The 19,799-nt window shown below is 62.1% G+C and carries 21 protein-coding genes; 17 read left to right on the forward strand and 4 right to left on the reverse strand.

What is annotated here, in order from left to right; translation table 11 throughout:
* The 3 genes from IPM89_02280 to IPM89_02290 form a co-directional block, all read right to left on the reverse strand.
* Positions 1–957 (reverse strand): endonuclease/exonuclease/phosphatase family protein, encoded by a 957-nt coding sequence (locus IPM89_02280; GenBank protein ID QQS54702.1) that lies wholly within the window; start codon positions 955–957, stop codon positions 1–3.
* Positions 958–1,053: 96 nt separating this feature from the next.
* The gene (locus IPM89_02285; protein ID QQS54703.1) at positions 1,054–2,430 is read right to left on the reverse strand and encodes a hypothetical protein; all 1,377 of its coding nucleotides are present in this window, start codon (positions 2,428–2,430) and stop codon (positions 1,054–1,056) included.
* Position 2,431: 1 nt separating this feature from the next.
* Entirely contained in the window at positions 2,432–3,115 is a 684-nt protein-coding gene (locus tag IPM89_02290) for a response regulator transcription factor (protein QQS54704.1), read from the reverse strand.
* 63 nt (positions 3,116–3,178) lie between these two features.
* On the opposite strand from IPM89_02290, the gene IPM89_02295 reads away from it, so the two are divergent.
* The 17 genes from IPM89_02295 to IPM89_02375 all read left to right on the forward strand — a co-directional run bounded on the left by IPM89_02295 (position 3,179) and on the right by IPM89_02375 (position 18,820).
* Positions 3,179–3,460 carry a hypothetical protein gene (locus IPM89_02295; protein ID QQS54705.1) on the forward strand — a complete coding sequence of 94 codons (282 nt, stop codon included), beginning with the start codon at positions 3,179–3,181 and terminating at the stop codon, positions 3,458–3,460.
* A gap of 221 nt (positions 3,461–3,681) precedes the next feature.
* Positions 3,682–4,503, forward strand: coding sequence for a hypothetical protein (locus tag IPM89_02300; protein QQS54706.1), 822 nt, complete (start codon positions 3,682–3,684; stop codon positions 4,501–4,503).
* A gap of 160 nt (positions 4,504–4,663) precedes the next feature.
* Positions 4,664–5,887 (forward strand): 50S ribosome-binding GTPase, encoded by a 1,224-nt coding sequence (locus IPM89_02305; protein ID QQS54707.1) that lies wholly within the window; start codon positions 4,664–4,666, stop codon positions 5,885–5,887.
* Positions 5,884–7,389 carry a GTPase domain-containing protein gene (locus IPM89_02310; GenBank protein QQS54708.1) on the forward strand — a complete coding sequence of 502 codons (1,506 nt, stop codon included), beginning with the start codon at positions 5,884–5,886 and terminating at the stop codon, positions 7,387–7,389. Before IPM89_02305 ends, IPM89_02310 begins: the two co-directional genes overlap by 4 nt.
* A 7-nt stretch (positions 7,390–7,396) precedes the next feature.
* Positions 7,397–7,858 (forward strand): lasso peptide biosynthesis B2 protein, encoded by a 462-nt coding sequence (locus tag IPM89_02315; GenBank protein QQS54709.1) that lies wholly within the window; start codon positions 7,397–7,399, stop codon positions 7,856–7,858.
* Between the two features lie 67 nt (positions 7,859–7,925).
* On the forward strand, positions 7,926–8,363 hold the full coding sequence (locus IPM89_02320; GenBank protein QQS54710.1) for a DUF29 domain-containing protein: 438 nt from the start codon (positions 7,926–7,928) through the stop codon (positions 8,361–8,363).
* 72 nt (positions 8,364–8,435) lie between these two features.
* Complete coding sequence (locus IPM89_02325) at positions 8,436–8,603, forward strand: DUF433 domain-containing protein (GenBank protein ID QQS54711.1); 168 nt, start codon at positions 8,436–8,438, stop codon at positions 8,601–8,603.
* A 33-nt stretch (positions 8,604–8,636) separates the two neighbouring features.
* Complete coding sequence (locus IPM89_02330) at positions 8,637–9,200, forward strand: helix-turn-helix domain-containing protein (protein ID QQS54712.1); 564 nt, start codon at positions 8,637–8,639, stop codon at positions 9,198–9,200.
* A complete protein-coding gene (locus tag IPM89_02335; GenBank protein QQS54713.1) occupies positions 9,164–9,691 on the forward strand; it encodes a transposase in 528 nt (175 codons plus the stop codon). The genes IPM89_02330 and IPM89_02335 overlap by 37 nt, the downstream gene beginning before the upstream one ends.
* A gap of 341 nt (positions 9,692–10,032) precedes the next feature.
* A complete protein-coding gene (locus IPM89_02340) occupies positions 10,033–10,467 on the forward strand; it encodes a DUF29 domain-containing protein (GenBank protein ID QQS55748.1) in 435 nt (144 codons plus the stop codon).
* A gap of 68 nt (positions 10,468–10,535) precedes the next feature.
* The gene (locus tag IPM89_02345; protein QQS54714.1) at positions 10,536–11,657 is read left to right on the forward strand and encodes a methyltransferase domain-containing protein; all 1,122 of its coding nucleotides are present in this window, start codon (positions 10,536–10,538) and stop codon (positions 11,655–11,657) included.
* Positions 11,654–12,517 (forward strand): hypothetical protein, encoded by an 864-nt coding sequence (locus IPM89_02350; protein ID QQS54715.1) that lies wholly within the window; start codon positions 11,654–11,656, stop codon positions 12,515–12,517. Before IPM89_02345 ends, IPM89_02350 begins: the two co-directional genes overlap by 4 nt.
* A 90-nt stretch (positions 12,518–12,607) precedes the next feature.
* Entirely contained in the window at positions 12,608–13,207 is a 600-nt protein-coding gene (locus tag IPM89_02355; protein ID QQS54716.1) for a Uma2 family endonuclease, read from the forward strand.
* Positions 13,208–13,237: 30 nt separating this feature from the next.
* A complete protein-coding gene (locus IPM89_02360; GenBank protein QQS54717.1) occupies positions 13,238–13,513 on the forward strand; it encodes a PqqD family protein in 276 nt (91 codons plus the stop codon).
* Between the two features lie 50 nt (positions 13,514–13,563).
* Positions 13,564–14,808 (forward strand): nucleotidyltransferase family protein, encoded by a 1,245-nt coding sequence (locus tag IPM89_02365; protein ID QQS54718.1) that lies wholly within the window; start codon positions 13,564–13,566, stop codon positions 14,806–14,808.
* 32 nt (positions 14,809–14,840) lie between these two features.
* The gene (locus IPM89_02370; protein ID QQS54719.1) at positions 14,841–16,694 is read left to right on the forward strand and encodes an ABC transporter ATP-binding protein; all 1,854 of its coding nucleotides are present in this window, start codon (positions 14,841–14,843) and stop codon (positions 16,692–16,694) included.
* A gap of 470 nt (positions 16,695–17,164) precedes the next feature.
* Entirely contained in the window at positions 17,165–18,820 is a 1,656-nt protein-coding gene (locus IPM89_02375; GenBank protein ID QQS54720.1) for an AMP-binding protein, read from the forward strand.
* Positions 18,821–19,061: 241 nt separating this feature from the next.
* Here IPM89_02375 and IPM89_02380 read toward each other — a convergent pair whose 3' ends face one another.
* Positions 19,062–19,361 (reverse strand): polyhydroxyalkanoic acid system family protein, encoded by a 300-nt coding sequence (locus IPM89_02380; protein ID QQS54721.1) that lies wholly within the window; start codon positions 19,359–19,361, stop codon positions 19,062–19,064.
* Positions 19,362–19,799 lie beyond the last annotated feature (438 nt).

Genomic DNA, 19,799 nt, shown 5'->3' on the forward strand with positions numbered 1-19,799 from the left:
TCAAGCGCAATCCAGGTTCGCCCACGCCGGGAGTCGCGCCAATACCGGATCGTGATCGCTGGCTGGTTCCGGTTTGCCGGGGCCGGCGTTGCTGTTGACGTGGGGGATATGCGCCGCCGCTCCGGGTCGCAGCGCGGGGCTGATCAAAATATGATCCAGCGCCTGCGGTTGGCCGCCGTGCCGACGGGTGTAGCCTTGTCCGCGCGGCAGATCCTCCAGCAGGTTATGAAACAGATCGCCCTTGAGGACTTTCAGGGTCTTGGAACCCGGTACGTCGTTCAAGTCGCCGAGCACCACGATCGCCGCCCGCGGGTCGCAAGCCAGCAGATCGGCGGCGAAATAATGGACGATTTCGGCTTGGGCGTGTCGCTGCTTCTTGGCGTAATCTTCCTCGCGGCGGGTGAGCGAGCGCATGGATTTGAAATGGCAGACGATGACGAACAGCTTTTGCCCGCGTAGCTCGAACTCCGCCGCCAGCGTCTTGCGGCTGGGCACCCAGTGATGGTGGCCATCGCCGGCAAAGGCCGGATGCAGAGGGGCGATGCGGCCGGGGTTGAGCGTCAGGCTGGGACGGCCGCCGTTGAGGCGGATACCGATGCCGTCCTCCGGACCGGCGCGGCCCCGGTCGGGAAAACCGACCCGCAGCGGGTCGAAGAGCAGCCCGACCCGAATATTGGCGCCGGCCATGCCGCCGTCCCGGTGGACTAGCGGTGGGACCTCCCGAAACTCGTAGCGAGGACCACCGGCATCGACGATGGCGGCGCTCAACGCCTGATAGGCCAAGTCGGCCGGCACCCGTCCATCCGGCGCCGGTGGGGTTTCCGCCATGATCTCCTGCACCGCCAGAATATCCGGTCCGCCCAGATCGCGGGCGGCGATCGCGCCCAGTTTCGCCAGCCGAGCCGGCGGCGCGTCGGCGCCCAGATTGCACAGATTGAAAGTGGCGATGGATAGCATGACGATTCCCTGATTATCTTGTGTTTGTTTCCGGAAAGATTAGCGCGAAATCGGAGCGGCATTGGGCGCGGTGGCCGGATTTTACCCGCCGTTCCCTCAGCCGTTGGCCTGGAAACGCAGCCGTGCCCGCACCAGCGCCCCGCCGAGCGGGCCACGGCTGATATCGAGCCGGCCGTAATAGACTTCCTCGACCAGAACCCGTACCACCGCCAGGCCGATGCCATGTCCCGCCACGCTCAGGTCGGCACGCCGGCCGCGGTTGAGCAACAGCGGCGCCTGGTCGGGTGGAATGCCGGGTCCATCATCCTCGACCTCCACCACCAGTTCGGCGTGCTCGCCGCGATCGGCGGGGTAAGCGCGCACCACCACTCGCTGTCGGCACCATTTGCAGGCGTTGTCGGCCAGGTTGCCGAGGATTTCCATCAGGTCGCCCTCGTCGCCATAGAATACCGTGGCCCTTCCGACTTCGCTGCTCAGCCGCGGCGCCCGGTCGGCGTAGACCTTGGCCAGCGAATCCAGGATCTTGCGGGCGACCGGCGCGACCGGCAGTGGCGCGCTCAGGGCAATGCGCCCGGAAGCGGCGGCCCGCTGCAACTGGTAGTCCACCGTGCGGTTCATCCGCTCCAACTGCTCTTGCAGAGTCCATCGCAGTTCGGCGTGGTGCGCCCTGTTGTCCAGGGCGCCGCGCATCACCGCCAGCGGCGTCTTCAGGCTATGGGCCAGATCGCCCAAGGCATTGCGGTGGCGCTCCAGGTGGGCATGACCCTGGCGCAGCAGGGCATTCAGATTGACGGTCAGCGGTTGCAGTTCCTCGGGATAGTCGCCGCTGAGTTCGGCGCGCCGGCCGGCTTCGATCTCGGTCACTTCGGCGGCGACCCGCCGCAGTGGTTTCAGGCTCCAACGCAGGATCAGGCCCTGCGCCGCCAGCAGCACGCCGGTCGCCGCCAGCAGCCAACCCCACAGACTGCGGCGGAAGCTCCAGAGCTGGTCGAGGAAATTCCATTGGGTTTCGGCTACCCGGAAGGTATAAAGCCGGTACTGGTTGGCGGCGATTTCCCAGCTGACGGTGAAGGCCAGCACGAACAGTGGGGTCCTGCTGTCATCGGAAGAGATTAATGGCGCGAACTGGGTGTCGCCGGGCGTGCGCACCGCGGGGAAAAAGGGCAGCGCCATGCCCAGCAGCGAGGGCGAGCGCCAGACCAGGTTGCCCTGACTGTCCATTGCATCGGCGTACAGGCCGGAATCCGGGGTGGAAAAGCGCGCCTCCGGCAAGGCTTGGGGCAGGGCCAGGCGGTTGAAGGTGTCCAGGTTGGCCGCGCCCAGCAGCATGTAGACCTGCGCTTGCAGGCGTTCGCGGGCGGCGGCCAGGGCGCTGTCGCGGAACGCCCGGTCCAGGGTCAGGCCGGTCAGGCCGAGGAAGGCGGCCAGCACCACGCTGGCGGCGATGCGTAGGCGACCGCTGAGGGACCGCATCTCAGCCGGAAGACCGTTCCAGGGCGAATCGGTAGCCCCGACCTCGCAACGTCTCGATCGGATTGAGCATCCGATCGGGGTCGAGCTTGCGGCGCAGCCGGCCGACCAGCACTTCCAGCACGTTGCTGTCGCGGTCATCGTCTTCCTGATAGAGATGTTCGGTCAGTGTGGTCTTGGAAATGACCATGCCGGCGTGCAGCATCAGGTACTCCAGCAGTTTGTATTCGTAGGCGGTGACCTCCACGGGCTGGCCGGCGAGGGTCACCAGTTGCGCGCCGGTGTCCAGGGCAATGGGGCCGCAGCTCAACAGCGACTGAGTCCAGCCGCCGGTGCGGCGGATCAGTGCTCGCAACCGCGCCAATAGTTCTTCCATGTGAAACGGCTTGACCAGATAATCATCGGCGCCGGCTTCCAATCCTTCGACCTTGTCCTGCCAGCGGCCGCGGGCGGTGAGGATCAGGATGGGGAAGCGCCGCCCGGCGGCCCGCCAGCGGCCGATCACTTCGATCCCCGACAGATCCGGCAGGCCGAGATCCACCACCGCCGCGTCCAGCGGATATTCCTGGCCGAGGTACAAACCGGTGCGGCCGTCGGCGGCGGTGTCCACGGCGTAGCCCTGCTCGCGTAACTGGGCGGTCACGCGTTCCAATAACGGTGCTTCGTCTTCGATGATCAGAATCCGCATGGGGTTATCCGTTCGGTCGAGGGAGAGAATTCAGTCGCGCATCGTGCCGCTGGCGGCATCGTAATGCAGGCTGCGCACGCGGCCGTCCGGTTGCAGGATGCGAACCCGGTAACCTGGCCGGCCGTCGCGTTCGCTGCCCTGCACGCCCAATACCCGCCCGCCGGTGGCTTGGCGCGCGGCGTTGGCGGCGCGGTCAGGATCGGCAAGCTGGCGGGGCGGCGGCCCGCGCCCATCCCCCCGTTGCCGGTACCCGGACTGCGCCTGCGCACCGGTGACGACCAGCACGCCGATCAACACGAGGAGCGGCAGGCACCGCAACTGCTGGAGATGATCGAACATGAATGAGCAACTTCCCTATAAATTTAAATTAGCTTACAGCTTAATCGGTTAATAATGAATCGGGACTGAATTCCGAGCAGTCTTGTTCGGGGTGGCGACGGTGGAAAATGGGTAAAGTGTTCAGTAGGGATTCAGCCGTCGCCACTTAGGCTGGATCGCATGGTGAGAATGGCGGGGTTTGGAAACCGCGAGTCGATGACAACCCATTGGGAGCAGGTTCGATGAAGATGAAATGGCAAACAGGGCTGATGGCAATCTGGGTGTTGCTGGTTCCGTCACTGGCTGGGGCACAGCGGCTCGATAGTGGCAAGCTGGAGGTGGAGGTGGTCAACGATCGTGGCCGACCCTATTCCCAGTATCCGCTCGACGGGCGGGGGTCGAGAGTGTTCAAGGCCTATGTGGAGGCGGTGCGCGACCAAAAATATTCGGTCCAGATCCGCAACCGCAGCAACCAGCGCGTCGGTGTGGTGATTGCGGTGGATGGCCGCAACATCATTTCCGGCGACCGTTCCAATTTGCGCCCGGACGAGCGGATGTATGTGCTCAAGCCGTATCAGCAGGAGACGTATGAAGGCTGGCGGACCGGCAAGAACCGGGTCAACCGCTTTTATTTCACCGACGCCGGCGACTCCTACTCCGGGGCCTGGGGCGATTATTCGGCGATGGGCGTGATCGCGGTGGCGGCGTTTCGGGAGCGTGCGCCCGACAAGCCGCAGCCGTGGGCTCAGGAGGGTCCGGGTTACAGCGACCAGCGCGGGTTGCGGGAGAAGTCCGCGCCCCTCGGCGCCGCGCCCGGAGCGCGGGCGGAGCCGGGCACCGGCTACGGCGAGAGCGAATGGTCGCCGTCGCGGCGGGTGGAGTTCGATCCGTTGCCGCAGCCGTTCGCCCAATATTTCCTGAAGTACACCTGGCGCGATACGCTGTGCCGCCAGGGCGTGATCGATTGCGATGGCGGACGCCGTCCACCGCGCAACCGCTTCTGGAAGGAGGACGACGATAACTACGCGCCACCGCCCCCACGCGACGACCGTGGCGAGGAGTGGCGCTAAGAATTCCGCAACGGCGTTCCAATGTTCACTGGACCAGTGCCCTCCTTGGCGACAAGGAGGGCGTTTTTGTGCGTGTGGATTGAACGTGGCGGTCGGGACGCTCACACTCGAAAATTCCAGCTCATGATTGATGCGGATGGTTTAGCGAAGGATTTGGTGAATGGCATTTCACTCGAACTGGCCCGACTACTGGCGTCGCCTGCGCGCCGCCTTATTGCATCCCCGCGTCGATGATGAGGCGCTGGACGCGGCCTTGCGCGAGGCGCGGGCGCGGCAACCGTTGCCGGTGCTGTGGCTGATCGGCAAGACCCAGGCCGGTAAGACTTCGATCATCCGCGCCCTGACCGGCAGCGAGAGCGCCGAAATCGGCAACGGCTTCCAACCCTGCACCCGTACCGCCCGCTTCTACGATTTTCCCGCCGAAGCGCCGGTGCTGCGCTTTCTCGATACCCGTGGCTTGGGCGAAGTCGCCTACGATCCGGCCGAGGATATTCGCTACTGCGAGCGACAGGCCCATCTGCTGCTCGGGGTGGTGAAAGCCACCGACATTCGCCAGGACCCGGTCTTCGAGGTGTTGCGCCAAGTCCGTCAGCGGCATCCCGAATGGCCGGTGCTCATTGCCCAGACCGGCTTGCATGAAGCCTATCCGCTGGGTAACGAGCACATCTTGCCCTATCCCTATGACCGGCAACCGTGGCCACCGCAAGCACCCCATGGCCTGACCAGTGCGTTGCGCGCGCAGCGTGACCGGCTGGGAGCCTTGCCCGGCGCGGCGCCGCTGCGTTGGGTTCCGGTCGATCTGACCCTGCCCGAGGATGGCTACGAACCGGCGAACTACGGTCTGGAGGCTTTGTGGAGCGCCATCGAGGCGGTTTCAGCCCTGGGTTTGCAAGCGATGCTGCGGGGTGACGCCGGTGTCCGCGATGTCTACGAACGCGCCGCTCATCCTCACATCGTCGGCCATGCGCTGGCGGCGGCCGGTATCGGCGCGCTGCCGCTGGTGGATCTGGTCGGGGTGCCGGCGGTGCAGGCCAAGCTGCTGCACGGTCTGGGCCGGCTGTACGGGCAGGATTGGGACGGACGGGCGGTATCCGAATTTCTCGGCCTGCTCGGCGCGGGCATCGGGGTCGGCTACCTGGCACGCACGGCGGGTCGGGAACTGATCAAGTTCGTGCCCTGGTGGGGACAGACGGTCGGCGCGATGTGGGGCGCGACCACCAGCGGCGCGACCACCTACGCGCTCGGCAAGGCGGCCGGTTATTACTTTGCCCACCGTGAGCGAGGCGGTTCGCTGGATGCGGAAGCGTTGCGCCGGGTTTATGCCGAGGCACTGGTGGCGAGTTCGACCCTGTTGAAGCCGCCACCGGGGGCAGGCCGGCCATGAAGACGGCGTTCCCCCGCCTGGATCGCCTGCGCCTGACCGCGCTGCTGCTGTGGGCGCTGCCGGTGGCCGCGCTGCTGCCGCTCGGTGGCTTCTGGCTCTGGCAAGCGGGGAAACTGTCCTGGTGGTTGGCGACGATGTTGGCGTGCAGCGCCGCCGGCTACGGCTTGCAATTCTGGTTGTTGCGTCGGGATCGCCGCCTGCTGGCCGATGCGGCGACAACTCCTGATCCCCATTGGCCGCCGAAGACGGAGGGTGCTTGGGCAACGGTTGAACAACTGGCGGAAGCCGTGAAACCGGAAGACTGGCCGCTGCACGATGGCGGCCGGTTGTGGAGACTCGGCCAACAGACTTTGGAAGCGGTTGCTCGCTGCTACCATCCGAAGCAGGAACGCCCGCTGCTGGAATTGACCGTGCCGCACACCTTGCTGATCATCGAACGGGCCAGCCGCGATCTGCGCGCCACCGTCACCGACCACATTCCGCTCAGCAACCGGTTGACCATCGGCGATCTGCTCCGCGCCTGGCGTTGGAAGGACACCGCCGAGCGGTTGATGAATGTCTATCGGGCGGGCCGGCTGGTGGTCAATCCGATGGATGCCCTGTTGAGCGAGGCTTGGGGCCATCTGCGTGGCCAGGCGTATGGGCAGGCGTGGACCGAAACCCAGCGCTGGTTGCTGCGGGAATATGTCCGCAAGGTCGGCTATTACGCCATTGAACTGTACAGCGGGCGGCTGGCTCTGACCGAGGCCGAACCGACGACACAACTGACGCAAGCGACGCCCATCGAGGAGCCATTGCGCATCGTGGTGCTGGGCCGGGCCAACGCGGGTAAATCCAGCTTGATCAACGCCCTGTTTGGCCGGTTGGCCGCCGCGACCGATGTGCTGCCGGACACGACAGGGGGATTGCGGCCCTACCGGCTGGAGCGCGCAGGACTGACCACCGCGTTGATCTTCGATACGCCGGGTTGCGATACCGGGCTGCTGAGCGAGAAAGCCTTGCGGAAAGTAGCCATGGAGTCCGACCTGATACTTTGGGTCTGCGCCGCCCATCGTCCCGACCGGCGACTGGATCGGCTGCGCCTGGATACGTTGCGCGATGGGTTCGCCGAGCACTCGGATCGCCGACCGCCGCCGGTGTTGGTGGTGGTCAGCCACATCGACCAGTTGCGCCCGCCGCGCGAGTGGCAACCGCCCTACGATCTGCTGAATCCCCAGGGAAGCAAGGCGATGAATATCCGTGCGGCGGTGGAAGCGGTGGCGGGAGATTTGGCGGTTCCGGTCGCTACCGTCATTCCGGTTTGCTTGGCCGATGACCGGGTTTACAACGTGAATGATGCATTGTGGGCGGCAATGCTCGACCAGCAAAATGAAGCGATCAAGGCGCGGTTTCTGCGCTGTCTGGACCAGCGGATACGGGAAGAACATTGGATGCTGCTGCGCCGGCAACTGGCAAATGCGGGGCGGTGGCTGTTGAAGTTGCCGGGGCGAACGGTGAATTGAGGGCGCGATGCGTATTGGGTGGTTTCGACTGTGGCGGCATGGATTGATCATCTGGCGACTTTCCTGGAGAGAGCGAGGTTTGCTGCTGCGAGCATGGTGGATGCTGCATGGCATTGCGCTGGCATTGCGCTGGGTGAGTTTTCAGCGTGTGTACGGTTTTCTGGGGCGCCGGGTCGGGACAACCCCTCCGGCCGTTGGCGACGAAATGCAGCTTGCGGATCAGGCCCGTGCTTTGACGCGTTTGGTACAGGGCGCGGCGGTGTGGAGTTTGCACCGTCCCACCTGCCTGCATCGCTCGCTGACGCTGTGGTGGTTGCTGGGGCGCCAGGGCATCGTCAGCGAGTTGCGGATCGGGGTGCGCATGGAGCAGGGGCGCTTCGAGGCGCATGCGTGGGTGGAGTACAAAGGAGTGGCGTTGAATGATGGATTGGATGTAGGGTTACATTTTGCGGCTTTTCAGGGTCTTTGACCTCTTGTACAAAACCGGTAACCGAATTGACTTATTCTTCAAAAGATGAATTCAGGAGAGCGCCGCGATGACAACCGCTGCTCACCACGACCACGATTTCTACTCCTGGGCCATGCAGACCGCGCAACTGGTACGGGAGGGCCGGCTGGCGGAGATCGATTGCGAGTATGTCGCCGAGGAACTGGAAGACATGGGGGCGGCCAAGGAACGAGAGTTGGAGAGTCGCTTAGGCGTGTTGATGGCGCATTTGCTGAAGTGGATTTTCCAACCGGAACGGCGCGGCAATAGCTGGATCGCCACCATCAAGGAACAGCGGCAGCGGATCGTTCGTTTGCTACGAAAAAATCCGGGTCTGAAATCTTGCTTGGATGAGGCGTTTGTGAATGGTTATTCGGATGCGCGCTTGATTGCTGTCCGAGAAACGAATTTACCGGAGCGGACCTTTCCGGAAACCGCGCCATTCGCGCTGGGACAGGTTTTAGATGATGCGTATTGGCCCGGGTAGGAACAGTGGGATCAGTGCGGTGTAACTGATTTACCCGCCAGCGCGGGCGTTTCTGGATGAATGGGAGCTATTATGTTTTCTGATCGACTGCATCGTATTACTATCGAGCCGGGCAAGTGTGGCGGTCAGCCTTGCATTCGCGGCAAGCGGATACGGGTCACGGATATTCTGGAGTTATACTTTAAATTAAGTCAAAATTTACTTTATGGTTGTTTTGTTTTACGGTGTTCCGAGGGTTAATCGGATGGCCTGAAAGAGGCTGGAGCGCGCACCATGATTCGACTGGTTTTCTCTAATGAGACGCGGGAACGCCTGCGTCACGAACGGCTCCATCATCCACATCCTCGGGTGCGGCAACGGTTGGAAGCGCTCTATCTCAAGAGCGAGGGCTGGTCGCATCAGGCGATTTGCGCGAGTCTGGGGATCACCAAGCCGACTCTGATTGGCTACCTGCGGTTGTTTCAAGACGGGGGCTGGGCGGCGCTGACGACCTGCCGGTTCCGCCAGGCCCGCAGCGCGCTGGCGCCGTATGAAGGGGTGATCGTGGCGGCGTTCGCGCGGCGCCCGCCGGCAACCCTGGTCGAGGCCCGTGCCCGCATCGCCGAACTGACCGGGATCGAGCGCAGTCCCGCCCAAGTGGGCAAGGTGCTCAAACAGTTTGGACTGCGACGGCGCAAGAGCGGGGCGATCCCGGGACCGGCGCCGACGGCGGAACGCCGGGCGGAACAGGCCCGCTTCGAAGCCGAGGCGCTGACCCCGCGGCTGGAAGAGGCGCAAGCCGGACGGCGCGAAGTTTTTTTTTGGACGCCGCCCACTTCGTCCACGGGCTGTTCCTGAGTTGGGTCTGGTGCCTGGCGCGCTGCTGGCAGCCGACGCCCAGTGGCCGGCATCGGCTCAGCGTGCTGGGGGCGTTGAACGCGGTGACCCATCAACTGATCACCGTCACCACGGACGCCTATATCAACAGCCAGCACGTCGGCCGGATGCTGTACAAACGGGCGGCGCTGGGCTTGACGGTGCCGATCACGGTGGTGCTGGACAATGCCCGCTACCCGCGCTGTCGGCTGGTTCAGGACACCGCCGCCGCCTTGAACATCGAACTGCTGTTTCTCCCGGCCTATTCGCCCCAATTCAACCTGATCGAACGGTTCTGGAAGTGGGTGAAAAAATGCGGCTTGCACGCCCGCTATTATCCCACTTTTCAGGACTTCAAAAAATCCATCCTCCACTTCATTGAAACCGCACATGTTGAGAAGAAAGACATGCTGAAATCATTACTCACTTTCAATTTCCAATCCTTCAAAGAAGTTAAAATTGGAATTAGCTAAAGTATTATAGTTATGATAACAGCAACCTCGCAATCCTACTGCCCTCAAAATAGCTGTTATTTTTTATCTTAATTTTCAGTAAGTTATTTTTGTCTTGTACAATGGTTTTAAATAGAAATTATGTTTGATTTTATTGAATTTTATCGACTTGTAGGTAATCGGATGGGTGCGAACCCCCTCAGTCTGCCGCGTTTCATACGGGCTACATGTCGCCATGTTCCATCGTTATGGACATGGCGGCGCTGATCTTGTATCGGCGAAACTGCGTGGTGGGCGGAAGTGATTTATTCATGGTCACGTTGAACCAGTCCCTCTCCTTGGGTGATTTCGAGGTTGTTTGCATGCCCGAGCATCATTACAAAACTGACTTTTTCGCATGGACTCGGGAGCAATCCGCCTTGATCCGGGCCAAGAGGTGGTCGGAGATTGATGTTGAGCACTTGGCGGAAGAAATCGAGGATATGGGGAAAAGCGAGAGGAGATCCTTGGAAAGCCGTCTGGAAGTCTTGTTGATGCATTTACTGAAATGGCAGATACAGAAAGATCGGCGTTCCAATAGTTGGCGGAGAACCATCAAAGACCAGCGCAGAAGGTTGGAGAAGCTTGTAAGCGAGAACCCAAGTCTAAAAGCGGAGTTGCTTGAGTTTGTCGAGGATGTCTATCCATCCGCGATAGTCGCCGCAGCCAACGAAACCGGCTTGGATGATGAAAGTTTCCCCGCTGACTGCCCGTATTCCGTTGGGCAAATACTCGATTCCGATTTCTTGCCCGACTGATCCAGTATGGGTCTTTTTCTCGTTCCCACCTATCAAGAAACCAGAAACTGGAAAATGAGCAATACGTCATGCTGAACGAACATCTGGGCTACGTCGCCGACCGCACTCGACTCGAACAGTTCAGGGTCGCCGTTGCCCAGGTGCTGGAGCCTGGTGATTGTGTCGCGGACTTGGGCTGCGGTTCCGGTATTCTCGGGTTGCTGTGCCTGCAGGTGGGTGCAGGCCGAGTGTTCGGTATCGACTCGACCGCCATGCTGGAGGTGGCCCGCGAGACTTTTTCGCGTGCCGGCTGGGCCGAGCATACAACCTTCATCCAGGGTCATTCCCATCGCGTCGAACTCCCCGAGCCGGTCGATCTGGTGATCTGCGATCACGTCGGCTATTTCGGATTCGATTACGGCATCGTGCATACACTGCAAGATGCGCGGCGGCGATTCCTCAAGCCCGGCGGGCGCCTGGTTCCCGCCAGGATCCGGTTGCAGATCGGCGCGATCGAGTCCGAAATAGCGCGCGACAAGGCCGAGGGCTGGCGGGCGGAGGGCGTGCCGGTGGAATTTCACTGGTTGCGTCACCATGCCGTCAACGCCAAACAGGAAGTCGCACTGCCGTGCGAAGCCGTGTTGGGCGCACCCGCCACATTGGGCGACATCGACTTGCGTGTGGATAACCCGGACTTCTTCTCCTGGACGGTGGAGTTGCGCATTGAGCACGATGGCATGATGCACGGCTTGGCCGGCTGGTTCGAGTGCGAGTTGGCGGAGGGCGTATGGATGACCAACTCACCGCTGTCGGATCGGCGGATCAATCGCCCACAGGTTTTTCTGCCCATCGATGAGGTGGTCTCGGTGAAAGCCGGGGATTGGGTTAAGGCCAGAATCATGGCGCGGCCGGCCGACAACCTGATCGCTTGGGTCGTGGAGTTTCCCGCCTCCGGTCAGCGCTTCAGTCACTCCACTTGGCAAGGAATGTTGCTAGCGCCGGAGGATCTGATGCGTGCCAATCCGACCCGCGTGCCGCAATTGAGCCGCGAAGGACAAGCGCGACTCACCGTGCTCGGTTATTGCGACGGCCGACGCACGGCCCGGCAGATCGAACAGGCCGTGTTGCGCGACCATCCGGATCTATTCCCCTCCTCAGAGGAAATCTCCCGCTTCGTGGCGCAGGTGCTGGGTAGGGATACCGAATCGTGATCGATTTCAGCTTGCTGGCCGCGCGGGTACAGGCTCCCGTGGCGGTCGAGCCCTTCCACACCTGGATCTTCCCCGACGGCACGCTGTGGACGGCGTTTTATCGGACGCACGGTGGCTATCTGCTGCGCTTTCCCGATCTGGCGGATTTTCAGGTTTCGGCGGACGGGTTCAATATCACCGGTGTTCCCGTGCCCGAGGTCTCGGAAGCCACGGTGCAGCATCTCTACCTGAACCAGGTATTGCCACTGGCCCTGAGCAAGCAGGGCAAGCTGGTGTTTCACGCCAGCGCCGTCGAGGTTGGTGATTGCGCGATCGCCTTCGTCGCCGACTCGGGTCGGGGCAAGTCCACACTGGCGGCCAGTTTCGCGGTCAGTGGATTTCGCTTCCTGACCGATCACGGCCTGGTGGTGGAGCCAACGGCTGACGGCCACCGGATTTTGCCCAGTCATCCCTCCATCCGCTTGTGGGCGGACAGCGAAGAGGCACTCATCGTGCCGGGTAGCAAGACGGCGCCCGCCCTGTCGTTCACCGCCAAGTCACGCTTTCTGGCCGGCGAGAACATCCGCTTTTGCGAACAGCCCCGCCCTTTACGCCGTGTGTATTTTCTGGGCGACGGCAGCACCACGATGCTGGAATTTCAGCGCCTGAGCGCGGCCGAGGCCCTGATGGAATGGGTCAAGCACTCCTTCCTGCTCGACGTGGAAGAAAAGCCCAGGCTCGCCTCCCATTTTGACCAAGTAGCCAAACTGGCGAACCAGCCGATTCATTACCGCCTCGATTACCCAAGGCGTTTCGAGGACTTGGCGCGTGTCCGGGAGGCTATTGTGGAACACGCGCGCCATGCAGGTGATCGCGTATGATTTCCCTGGTATATGACCATGCGGCAAGCATGGAGAATGATATACGCTACGTGTTCCATGAAGGGCCGTGCCTATTTTCCGGAGGTTGACATGACGAACCCGGCCATCCAAACCGCTTTCGATGCTGAAACCTATCTGGCTTGGGAAGAGCGGCAAGTGGAAAAGCACGAGTATATTGCCGGCGAAGTATTCGCCATGGCGGGTGCGCGGCGCGAACATGTGGTGGTGTCCCTGAATCTAGCCGCCGCTTTCAAGCAACGGCTGCGCGGCGGACCCTGTCAGGCGTATGTCGCCGATTTGAAATTGCGGGTGGAAGCGGCGGATGCCTTTTTCTACCCGGATGTCGTGGTGTCCTGCGATCCGCGCGATCACTTGGCGGGTCAGTTCATCGCCCATCCGGCCTTGATCGTGGAAGTGCTGTCGGAGTCCACCGCCGCCTTCGACCGCGGCAACAAGTTCGCGGCTTACCGCTCGCTGCCGTCCTTACGGGAATACGTGCTGGTGGATATCGAAGCGCGCCGCCTGGAAGCATTTCGGCGCACTCCGGAAAACGATTGGTTGTTTCATGAGTCTCTTGCCGATTGCGGGGAATGCTTTTTCCCGGCGTTGAACGTCTCGATTCCGTTCGAGGAGATCTTTGAAAACGTCGTTCCTCAATCAGGAGAGAATGACACTTCCGCCACCGAATAATGAAAGCTAACCACAGTGGGAAGCCGCTTAATGTTGACCCGCGACGCTCGTTTGAAAATTCCCGATCAGGTGGTCACTCGTCAAGTGAGTGATGAGACCGTCCTCCTCAATCTCGAATCCGGGACCTACTTCGGCCTCGATCCGGTGGGCAGCCGCTTCCTCGAACTGCTCGAAGCGGAAGGTACACTCGCGGCGGTTGTCGCCCGGATGCTGGAGGAGTTCGATGTGCCCGAAACCCAATTGGAGGCCGACCTGATGCAGCTCGCGGACGAGATGCTCGTTAGCGGTTTGCTTGTGGCGGCATAGCGATCGGAATCGGCGAGTAGTTCGCCAGTATTACCGGTGAGAGGATTGAGTTGGAAAACCAGACGCGCGCAACCCTATTGGCCTGCCTGCACCAAGATAAAAGCCGGCTCGATTCGGCCGCTTTGTCGGTTTTGACCGACGAAGGATGGACAGCTCTGGTCGAGATGGCGACCCGGCACGGTGTGGCGCCCCTGCTGTATCAGCGGTTGAAGGTTCCCACTCTGGCCGGGTGTGTGCCGGACGACGTGCGGGAACGACTGCGCGGTTTGTATCTCAATACCGCAGCCCGCAATCTGCGTCTTTACGAGGAACTGCGGCCGCTGTTGCTGGCGCTGCATGAGGTTGGGATTCCAGTGCTGGTCCTAAAAGGCGCGTACCTGGCCGAAAACGTCTACCGGAATATCGCGCTGCGGCCGATGAGCGACATCGACCTGCTGGTCCCCGCAAGCCAAGCGCGGGAGGCGTGGCGGGTGGTGAAGGAACTGGGCTATCGGCTGATTTATCCCGCGACCGAGACTCTGATTCCATCATTCGGCAAGGATTTCGTTTGCCAGAAGCCGGGTGGCTTCGCGCCGGTGGAAGTGCATTGGGCCATCAGGCTTGCCGCGGGAAAGGATGGCATGGATAGCGAGGAATTGTGGCAAAACGCCCGGGCGGTTCGTATCGCCGAGGTCGATGCCGCAACGCTATCAGTGGAAGATTTCCTGCTGCATCTTTGCCTGCACGCTTCCTACCAGCACGAATTCGATTTCGGGTTGCGGGCACTGTGCGACATCGCGGTTTTCATCGAACGGTTCGCGCTGGAGATCGACTGGCCGACGCTGTGTACGCGGGTTTCGCGCCACCGCTGGCGCAAGGGCGTCTATTTGATCCTTTATCTGGCCAGCGCCCGGATTGGCGCCGCCGTACCGGCGGAAGTCCTGACCGCGTTGGAGCCAGCCGATTTGTCAGCCGGGGTGATCGAGCAGGTGGAACGGCGGCTGTTCGACGCGGGCACCGAGACGGTGGCGATGACCGCGAACACAATCAACTTTTTCAAGCCGGGGCGGCTTGCTGATCGGGCAGCGGTCTTGTGGCGGCGGTTGTTCCCCAGCCGGGAAGAAATGACCTATATGTATCCGATCCCCCCAGGATCATGGGTGCTGTATGGATATTATCTGGTGCGGGTGAGGGATTTGATGCGGCGCCATGGGTCGGTGGCGAGGCGGCTGTGGCGCGGCGACCGGGAACTGGCCGAAACCGTGCGCCAGCGCGATGCGTTGCGGGAATGGTTGTTTAAACCGGATGCCCAGTAACAGCAACAAACACGGTCTTGACGACTGAAGGCATGTCCAATCGCACCGCCTACTTGACCGAACGGCTCCGCAAGGCGCTGGCGCAGTTGCCCTACCTGCCGTGGGCGCTGGGACTGATCTGGCGCGCGACCCGTGGTTGGACGCTGGCCTGGGCGGCGCTGGTGGTGGCGCAGGGCTTGCTGCCCGTTGCGGTGGTGTTGTTGACCCGCACCCTGGTGGATAGCCTGGTCATCACGGTGCAAGCGCCGGGAGACTGGCCGGCGTTGCGGCAAAGCCTGGTTTGGGTGGCGCTGATGGCGGGCTTGCTGCTGCTCGTGGAGAGTTTGCGCGGCATCGCCGCCTGGGTGCGTACCGCTCAGGCGGAGTGGTTGCGCGATTATCTCGACGACCGAATTCATGCCCAGGCCATTCATTTGGACCTGAGCTATTACGAAACTCCCGAATACTACGATCAGTTGCACCGGGCGCGGGTGGACGCGCTCGATCGTCCGCGGGCGCTGCTGGAAAACCTCGGCGGCCTGGCCCAGAACGGCCTGACCCTGCTGGCGATGGCCGGCATATTGTGGGGGTACGCGCCCTGGCTGCCGCTGGTATTGATCGGTGGCGCGCTGCCGGCGCTGTGGGTGGCGGCCCACGCCATCGCGCGCTTTCATCGATGGCGGGTCCGCAATACCGGCAACGAGCGCCGCGCGAACTATTACGACTGGATGCTCACCTGGGACCGGGCGGCGGCTGAATTGCGCCTGTTCGACCTCGGCGACTCGTTTCGGAGCGCCTACCGCGCCGTGCGGGCCAGACTGCGCGGCGAGCGCCTGCAACTCGCCCGCCAGCAGATGTGGGCCGAACTGGGCGCGGACGCCGCTGCATTGCTGGCGATGGGGCTGACCATCGCCTGGATGGTCGGGCGGCTGATGCAGGGCTTGGCCAGCCTGGGCGATCTGGCGCTGTTCTATCAGGTATTCAGCCAGGGACAACGACTGTTGCGCACCGCGCTGGGCAGCGTCGGCGAGATGTACAGCAACCTCCTGTTCCTGGAAAACCTGCACGAATTTCTAGCCCTGCGCCCCCTGGTCGCGGAACCACGGCATCCCGTGCCTCTGCCGTCGAATGCGGCGGGAACGATCCGGCTGGAAAACGTGAGTTTCCGCTATCCCGGTAGCCAGCGATTGGCGTTGGACGGCTTCGATCTCACGCTCCCCGCTGGCCGGATCGCGGCCATCGTCGGCGAGAACGGCGCGGGCAAGAGCACGCTGCTCAAGCTGCTGTGCCGTTTTTACGACCCGGAGGCGGGCCGGGTCAGCTGGGATGGGATCGACCTGCGCGAGCTGGCGCTGGCCGGCTGGCGCCAGCGGATTACGGTGCTGTTCCAGGAGCCGGTCCACTATCACGATACCGTTGCCTACAACATCGCCTGCGGCGATCTGGCCGCCGCGTCGGATGTGACGACCATCGTCGCCGCCGCCGAAGCCGCCGGAGCCGAGGAGGCGATCCAGCGCCTGCCGCAAGGGTATGAGACGGTGTTGGGCAAGTGGTTCGGCGGCGCGGAGCTGAGCGTGGGCGAATGGCAGCGACTGGCGCTGGCGCGGGCTTTTCTGCGGCAATCCGCGCTGCTGATCCTGGACGAGCCGACCAGTGCCATGGATTCCTGGGCGGAGGCCGACTGGCTGGCGCGGTTTCGCGGCCTGGCCGCCGGCCGCACCGCCCTCGTGATTACCCACCGCTTCACCACCGCGCTGCACGCCGATGTCATTCACGTCATGGGGCGGGGCCGCATCCTCGAATCCGGCAGTCACGCTGAGTTGTTGGCCCTGGGCGGGCGTTACGCCCAGTCGTGGGCGCAACAACTGCGCGAGACCGGGAAAGGTGGGGTGGAGGGCGCTCCGTGAAGGCGGGCCAACCCGACCTGCACCTGAATTTCCTCCCAGGGTTGCTATCCATCGGCGTCGAGCGACCGACCATGGCATCCGGGTCCCGATGAAGGCCGGCTGCGCGACTACCTATCCATGCTGGAGATTCTGGCGGACAATCGTCATGTTACCCTTGAACGCTTGCCCAGTTATCAGCAGGGTCTGAAACAGGGAATGGAACAGGAATGGAAGAAGACGCGCATCGCAAGGCGTTAGCGGTGGCTCGGGAACTCCTGGCAATGAACTTTTCACCGGAGCGGATCGCCGCCATCACCCAATTGCCCTTGGCCGAAATTTCAAGAGAGTAGAGGGTTCGGTCCGTCCGTCTGGCCCGGACCCAGATCCAACTCAGCCCACGCGATCGCTCCACAGCCGCGCCATTTTGCTCGCATCCCGGTAAGCTCATCCGAAAAGCTGATCTTGCAATTCCTCAAGTGAAGAGACCTCCCGTGGAAAAAGTGTGGTTGAAACGTTATCCACCCAAGGTGCCGTCGGACATCAATCCCGATGAATACCGCTCGCTGGTTGAAGTGTTCGATCGGAGTTGCTGTCAGTTCGGCCGGCGCAATGCCTTCGTTAACATGGGTTGCGGCATGACCTATGCCGAACTGGAACAGATGAGCCGGGCATTCGCCGCTTGGCTGCAACAGGAGCTGGGACTGGAAAAGGGTGAACGGGTGGCGATCATGCTGCCCAACCTGCTGCAATATCCGGTGGCGCTGTTCGGCGCGCTGCGTGCCGGGCTGGTGGTGGTCAACGTCAATCCGCTGCATACCCCGCGCGAGCTGGAGCATCAGCTCAGAGACTCCGGAGCCAAGGCGATTCTGATCCTCGCCAATTTTGCCCATGTGTTGGCCGAGGTCATCGAGCGGACCGAGATCAGGGCCGCCATCATTACCGAGATCGGCGACCTGTTGTCGTTCTGGAAGGCCAAGGTGGTTAATCTGGCGGCCCGGCACATCAAAAAGAGGGTGCCGCATTACGCGCTGCCGAATACGGTCGGGTTCAAGGAAACGCTGGCTAGCGGTGCCCGCCTTGTCCTGCGGCCGGTCGCGGTAACCGGCGAGGATCTGGCCTTCCTGCAATATACCGGCGGTAACACCGGACTTCCCATGGCCGCGATGCTGACTCATCGCAACATATTGGCCAACATACGGCAGATCGTCACCTGGGTGGGTTCGGCGCTCCACGAGGGCGAAGAGATCGTCATCACCGCGCTGCCGCTGCACCACATCTTCTGCCTGACGGTGAACTGTCTGTGTTTTCTCCATTTTGGCGGTTTGAACGTGCTGCTTACCAACCCTCGCGACCTTCCGTTGTGCGTGCGGGAAATCCGTCCGTGGAAATTTACGGTGATCACCGGAGTCAACGCGTTGTTCAACGCGCTGGTCAACAACGACAAGTTTGCCACCTTGGACTTCTCCTCGCTGCGGCTGACGGTCGGCGGCGGCGCGCCGATGTGGCGAAATGTGGCTGATCGCTGGCGGACCCTGACCGGAGTGCCGATCCTGGAGGGCTACGGTCTGACCGAGGCCGCGCCGGCAATCTGCGTCAATCCGGTCGATATCGAGGATTTCACCGGTAGCATCGGCTTGCCGTTGCCGTCCACCGAAGTGCAACTACGCGACGAGGAGGGCAGGGAAGTGCCGCCGGGTGAGCGCGGAGAACTGTGTGCCCGCGGCCCGCAGATGATGCGCGGCTATTGGCATCGGCCCGAGGAAACCGCCCGCATCCTCCGCGACGGCTGGTTGCTGACCGGTGACATCGCCACCATGGACAAACAGGGTTTCTTTTATATTTTGGATCACAAGAAGGACCGGATTCAGGTGTCCGGCTTCGACGTGTTCCCCAGTGAAATCGAGCAGGTGGTGGTGGCTTGTCCGGGGGTACTGGAGGCGGCCTGTATCGGCGTGCCCGATGAGGAGAGCGGTGAGGCGGTCAAGGTGTTCGTTGTGCCCAAGCCAGGGATGGAATTGACCGTCGAGGCCATTCAGGCGCACTGCCGAGGCTGTCTCCCCGCCGGCAAGTGGCCGCGCGAGGTCGAGTTTCGCGATAGCCTGCCCAAATCCAACATCGGCACAATCCTGCGGCACGAGCTGCGCTGAGGCGCTTTTGGGGGTTCGGCAACCCGCGGTGCTGGCGGGCAGCGCGACTACCACGCATCCCCCTCTGTGCGCTCATCCCGACTACCGGTCGATGTGGGGTGCTTGCTGGACGAACGGTACGGTGACCGGGATTGCCGCCGGTTCGAGCGCGATCTGGCGCGCATCGTTTCGACCATGACCCGCATCCTGTCGGCCAAGGTACTGATCCTCAACCGCCGGATGTGGGCGATGCGATAGCGACTCAAACCGGATCGGACGGTCCGGCTTGCTGGAACAGCTCGTCCAGGTAAGTGTGAATTTCCTGCTCCAGCTTGTATTTCAGCGTCGCCAGGAGAAAGCCCAGGCGCACGTTGATCCGCAACTTGCCCGGCTCCAGTTCGATCTGGCCACCGACGCCGGAGCGTTCGAAGTACAAGGTGTCGTCCTGCCAGTGGTAGCTGAGGTCGTAACGCTCGGCCAGTTGGGTGGCGAGCTTTTCCGCGGCTTGGCGCGCCTCATCGAGGGTAAGCGGGTGGTCGCGGTGAATGACGATATGAGACATGGGAGTATGTTCCGTTGACCAAATCATTATTCTCCCACCAACCGGCGTCGATGACGATGTGGCCCGGCTCGTCGCGGCCGTAGGCGCCGATGAATGGATGCAAGGTAGTGGAGCTTACGCTGGCGCGACGTTGACGAGTAACGAAGTGGGCGGCGGAGGATTGGGCGACGTCTTGGGAATTTCGGCCATGTGATGGGTGACGGCGCGGACGGCTTATCGCCGATAGACGGCGGATTATTGTTCTAAGGTTTGTGGGAGAAGCCGTCGTTGGCGAGATACGTGGGCGTTAAATCGATATGGCAATCCAGGGCACTGGGTTCGGACAATGCTAATCGGCCAAAAATACGCAACATATTGGGTTGATTTGTAAAGCAATACACGATAAGTAGTATCTTGGAATGCTAGTAGCCCGGTGCCCGAGGCGGAAATGGCCACATT

This window comes from Candidatus Competibacteraceae bacterium, from assembly GCA_016699715.1.
Taxonomy (GTDB): Bacteria; Pseudomonadota; Gammaproteobacteria; order Competibacterales; family Competibacteraceae; genus Competibacter.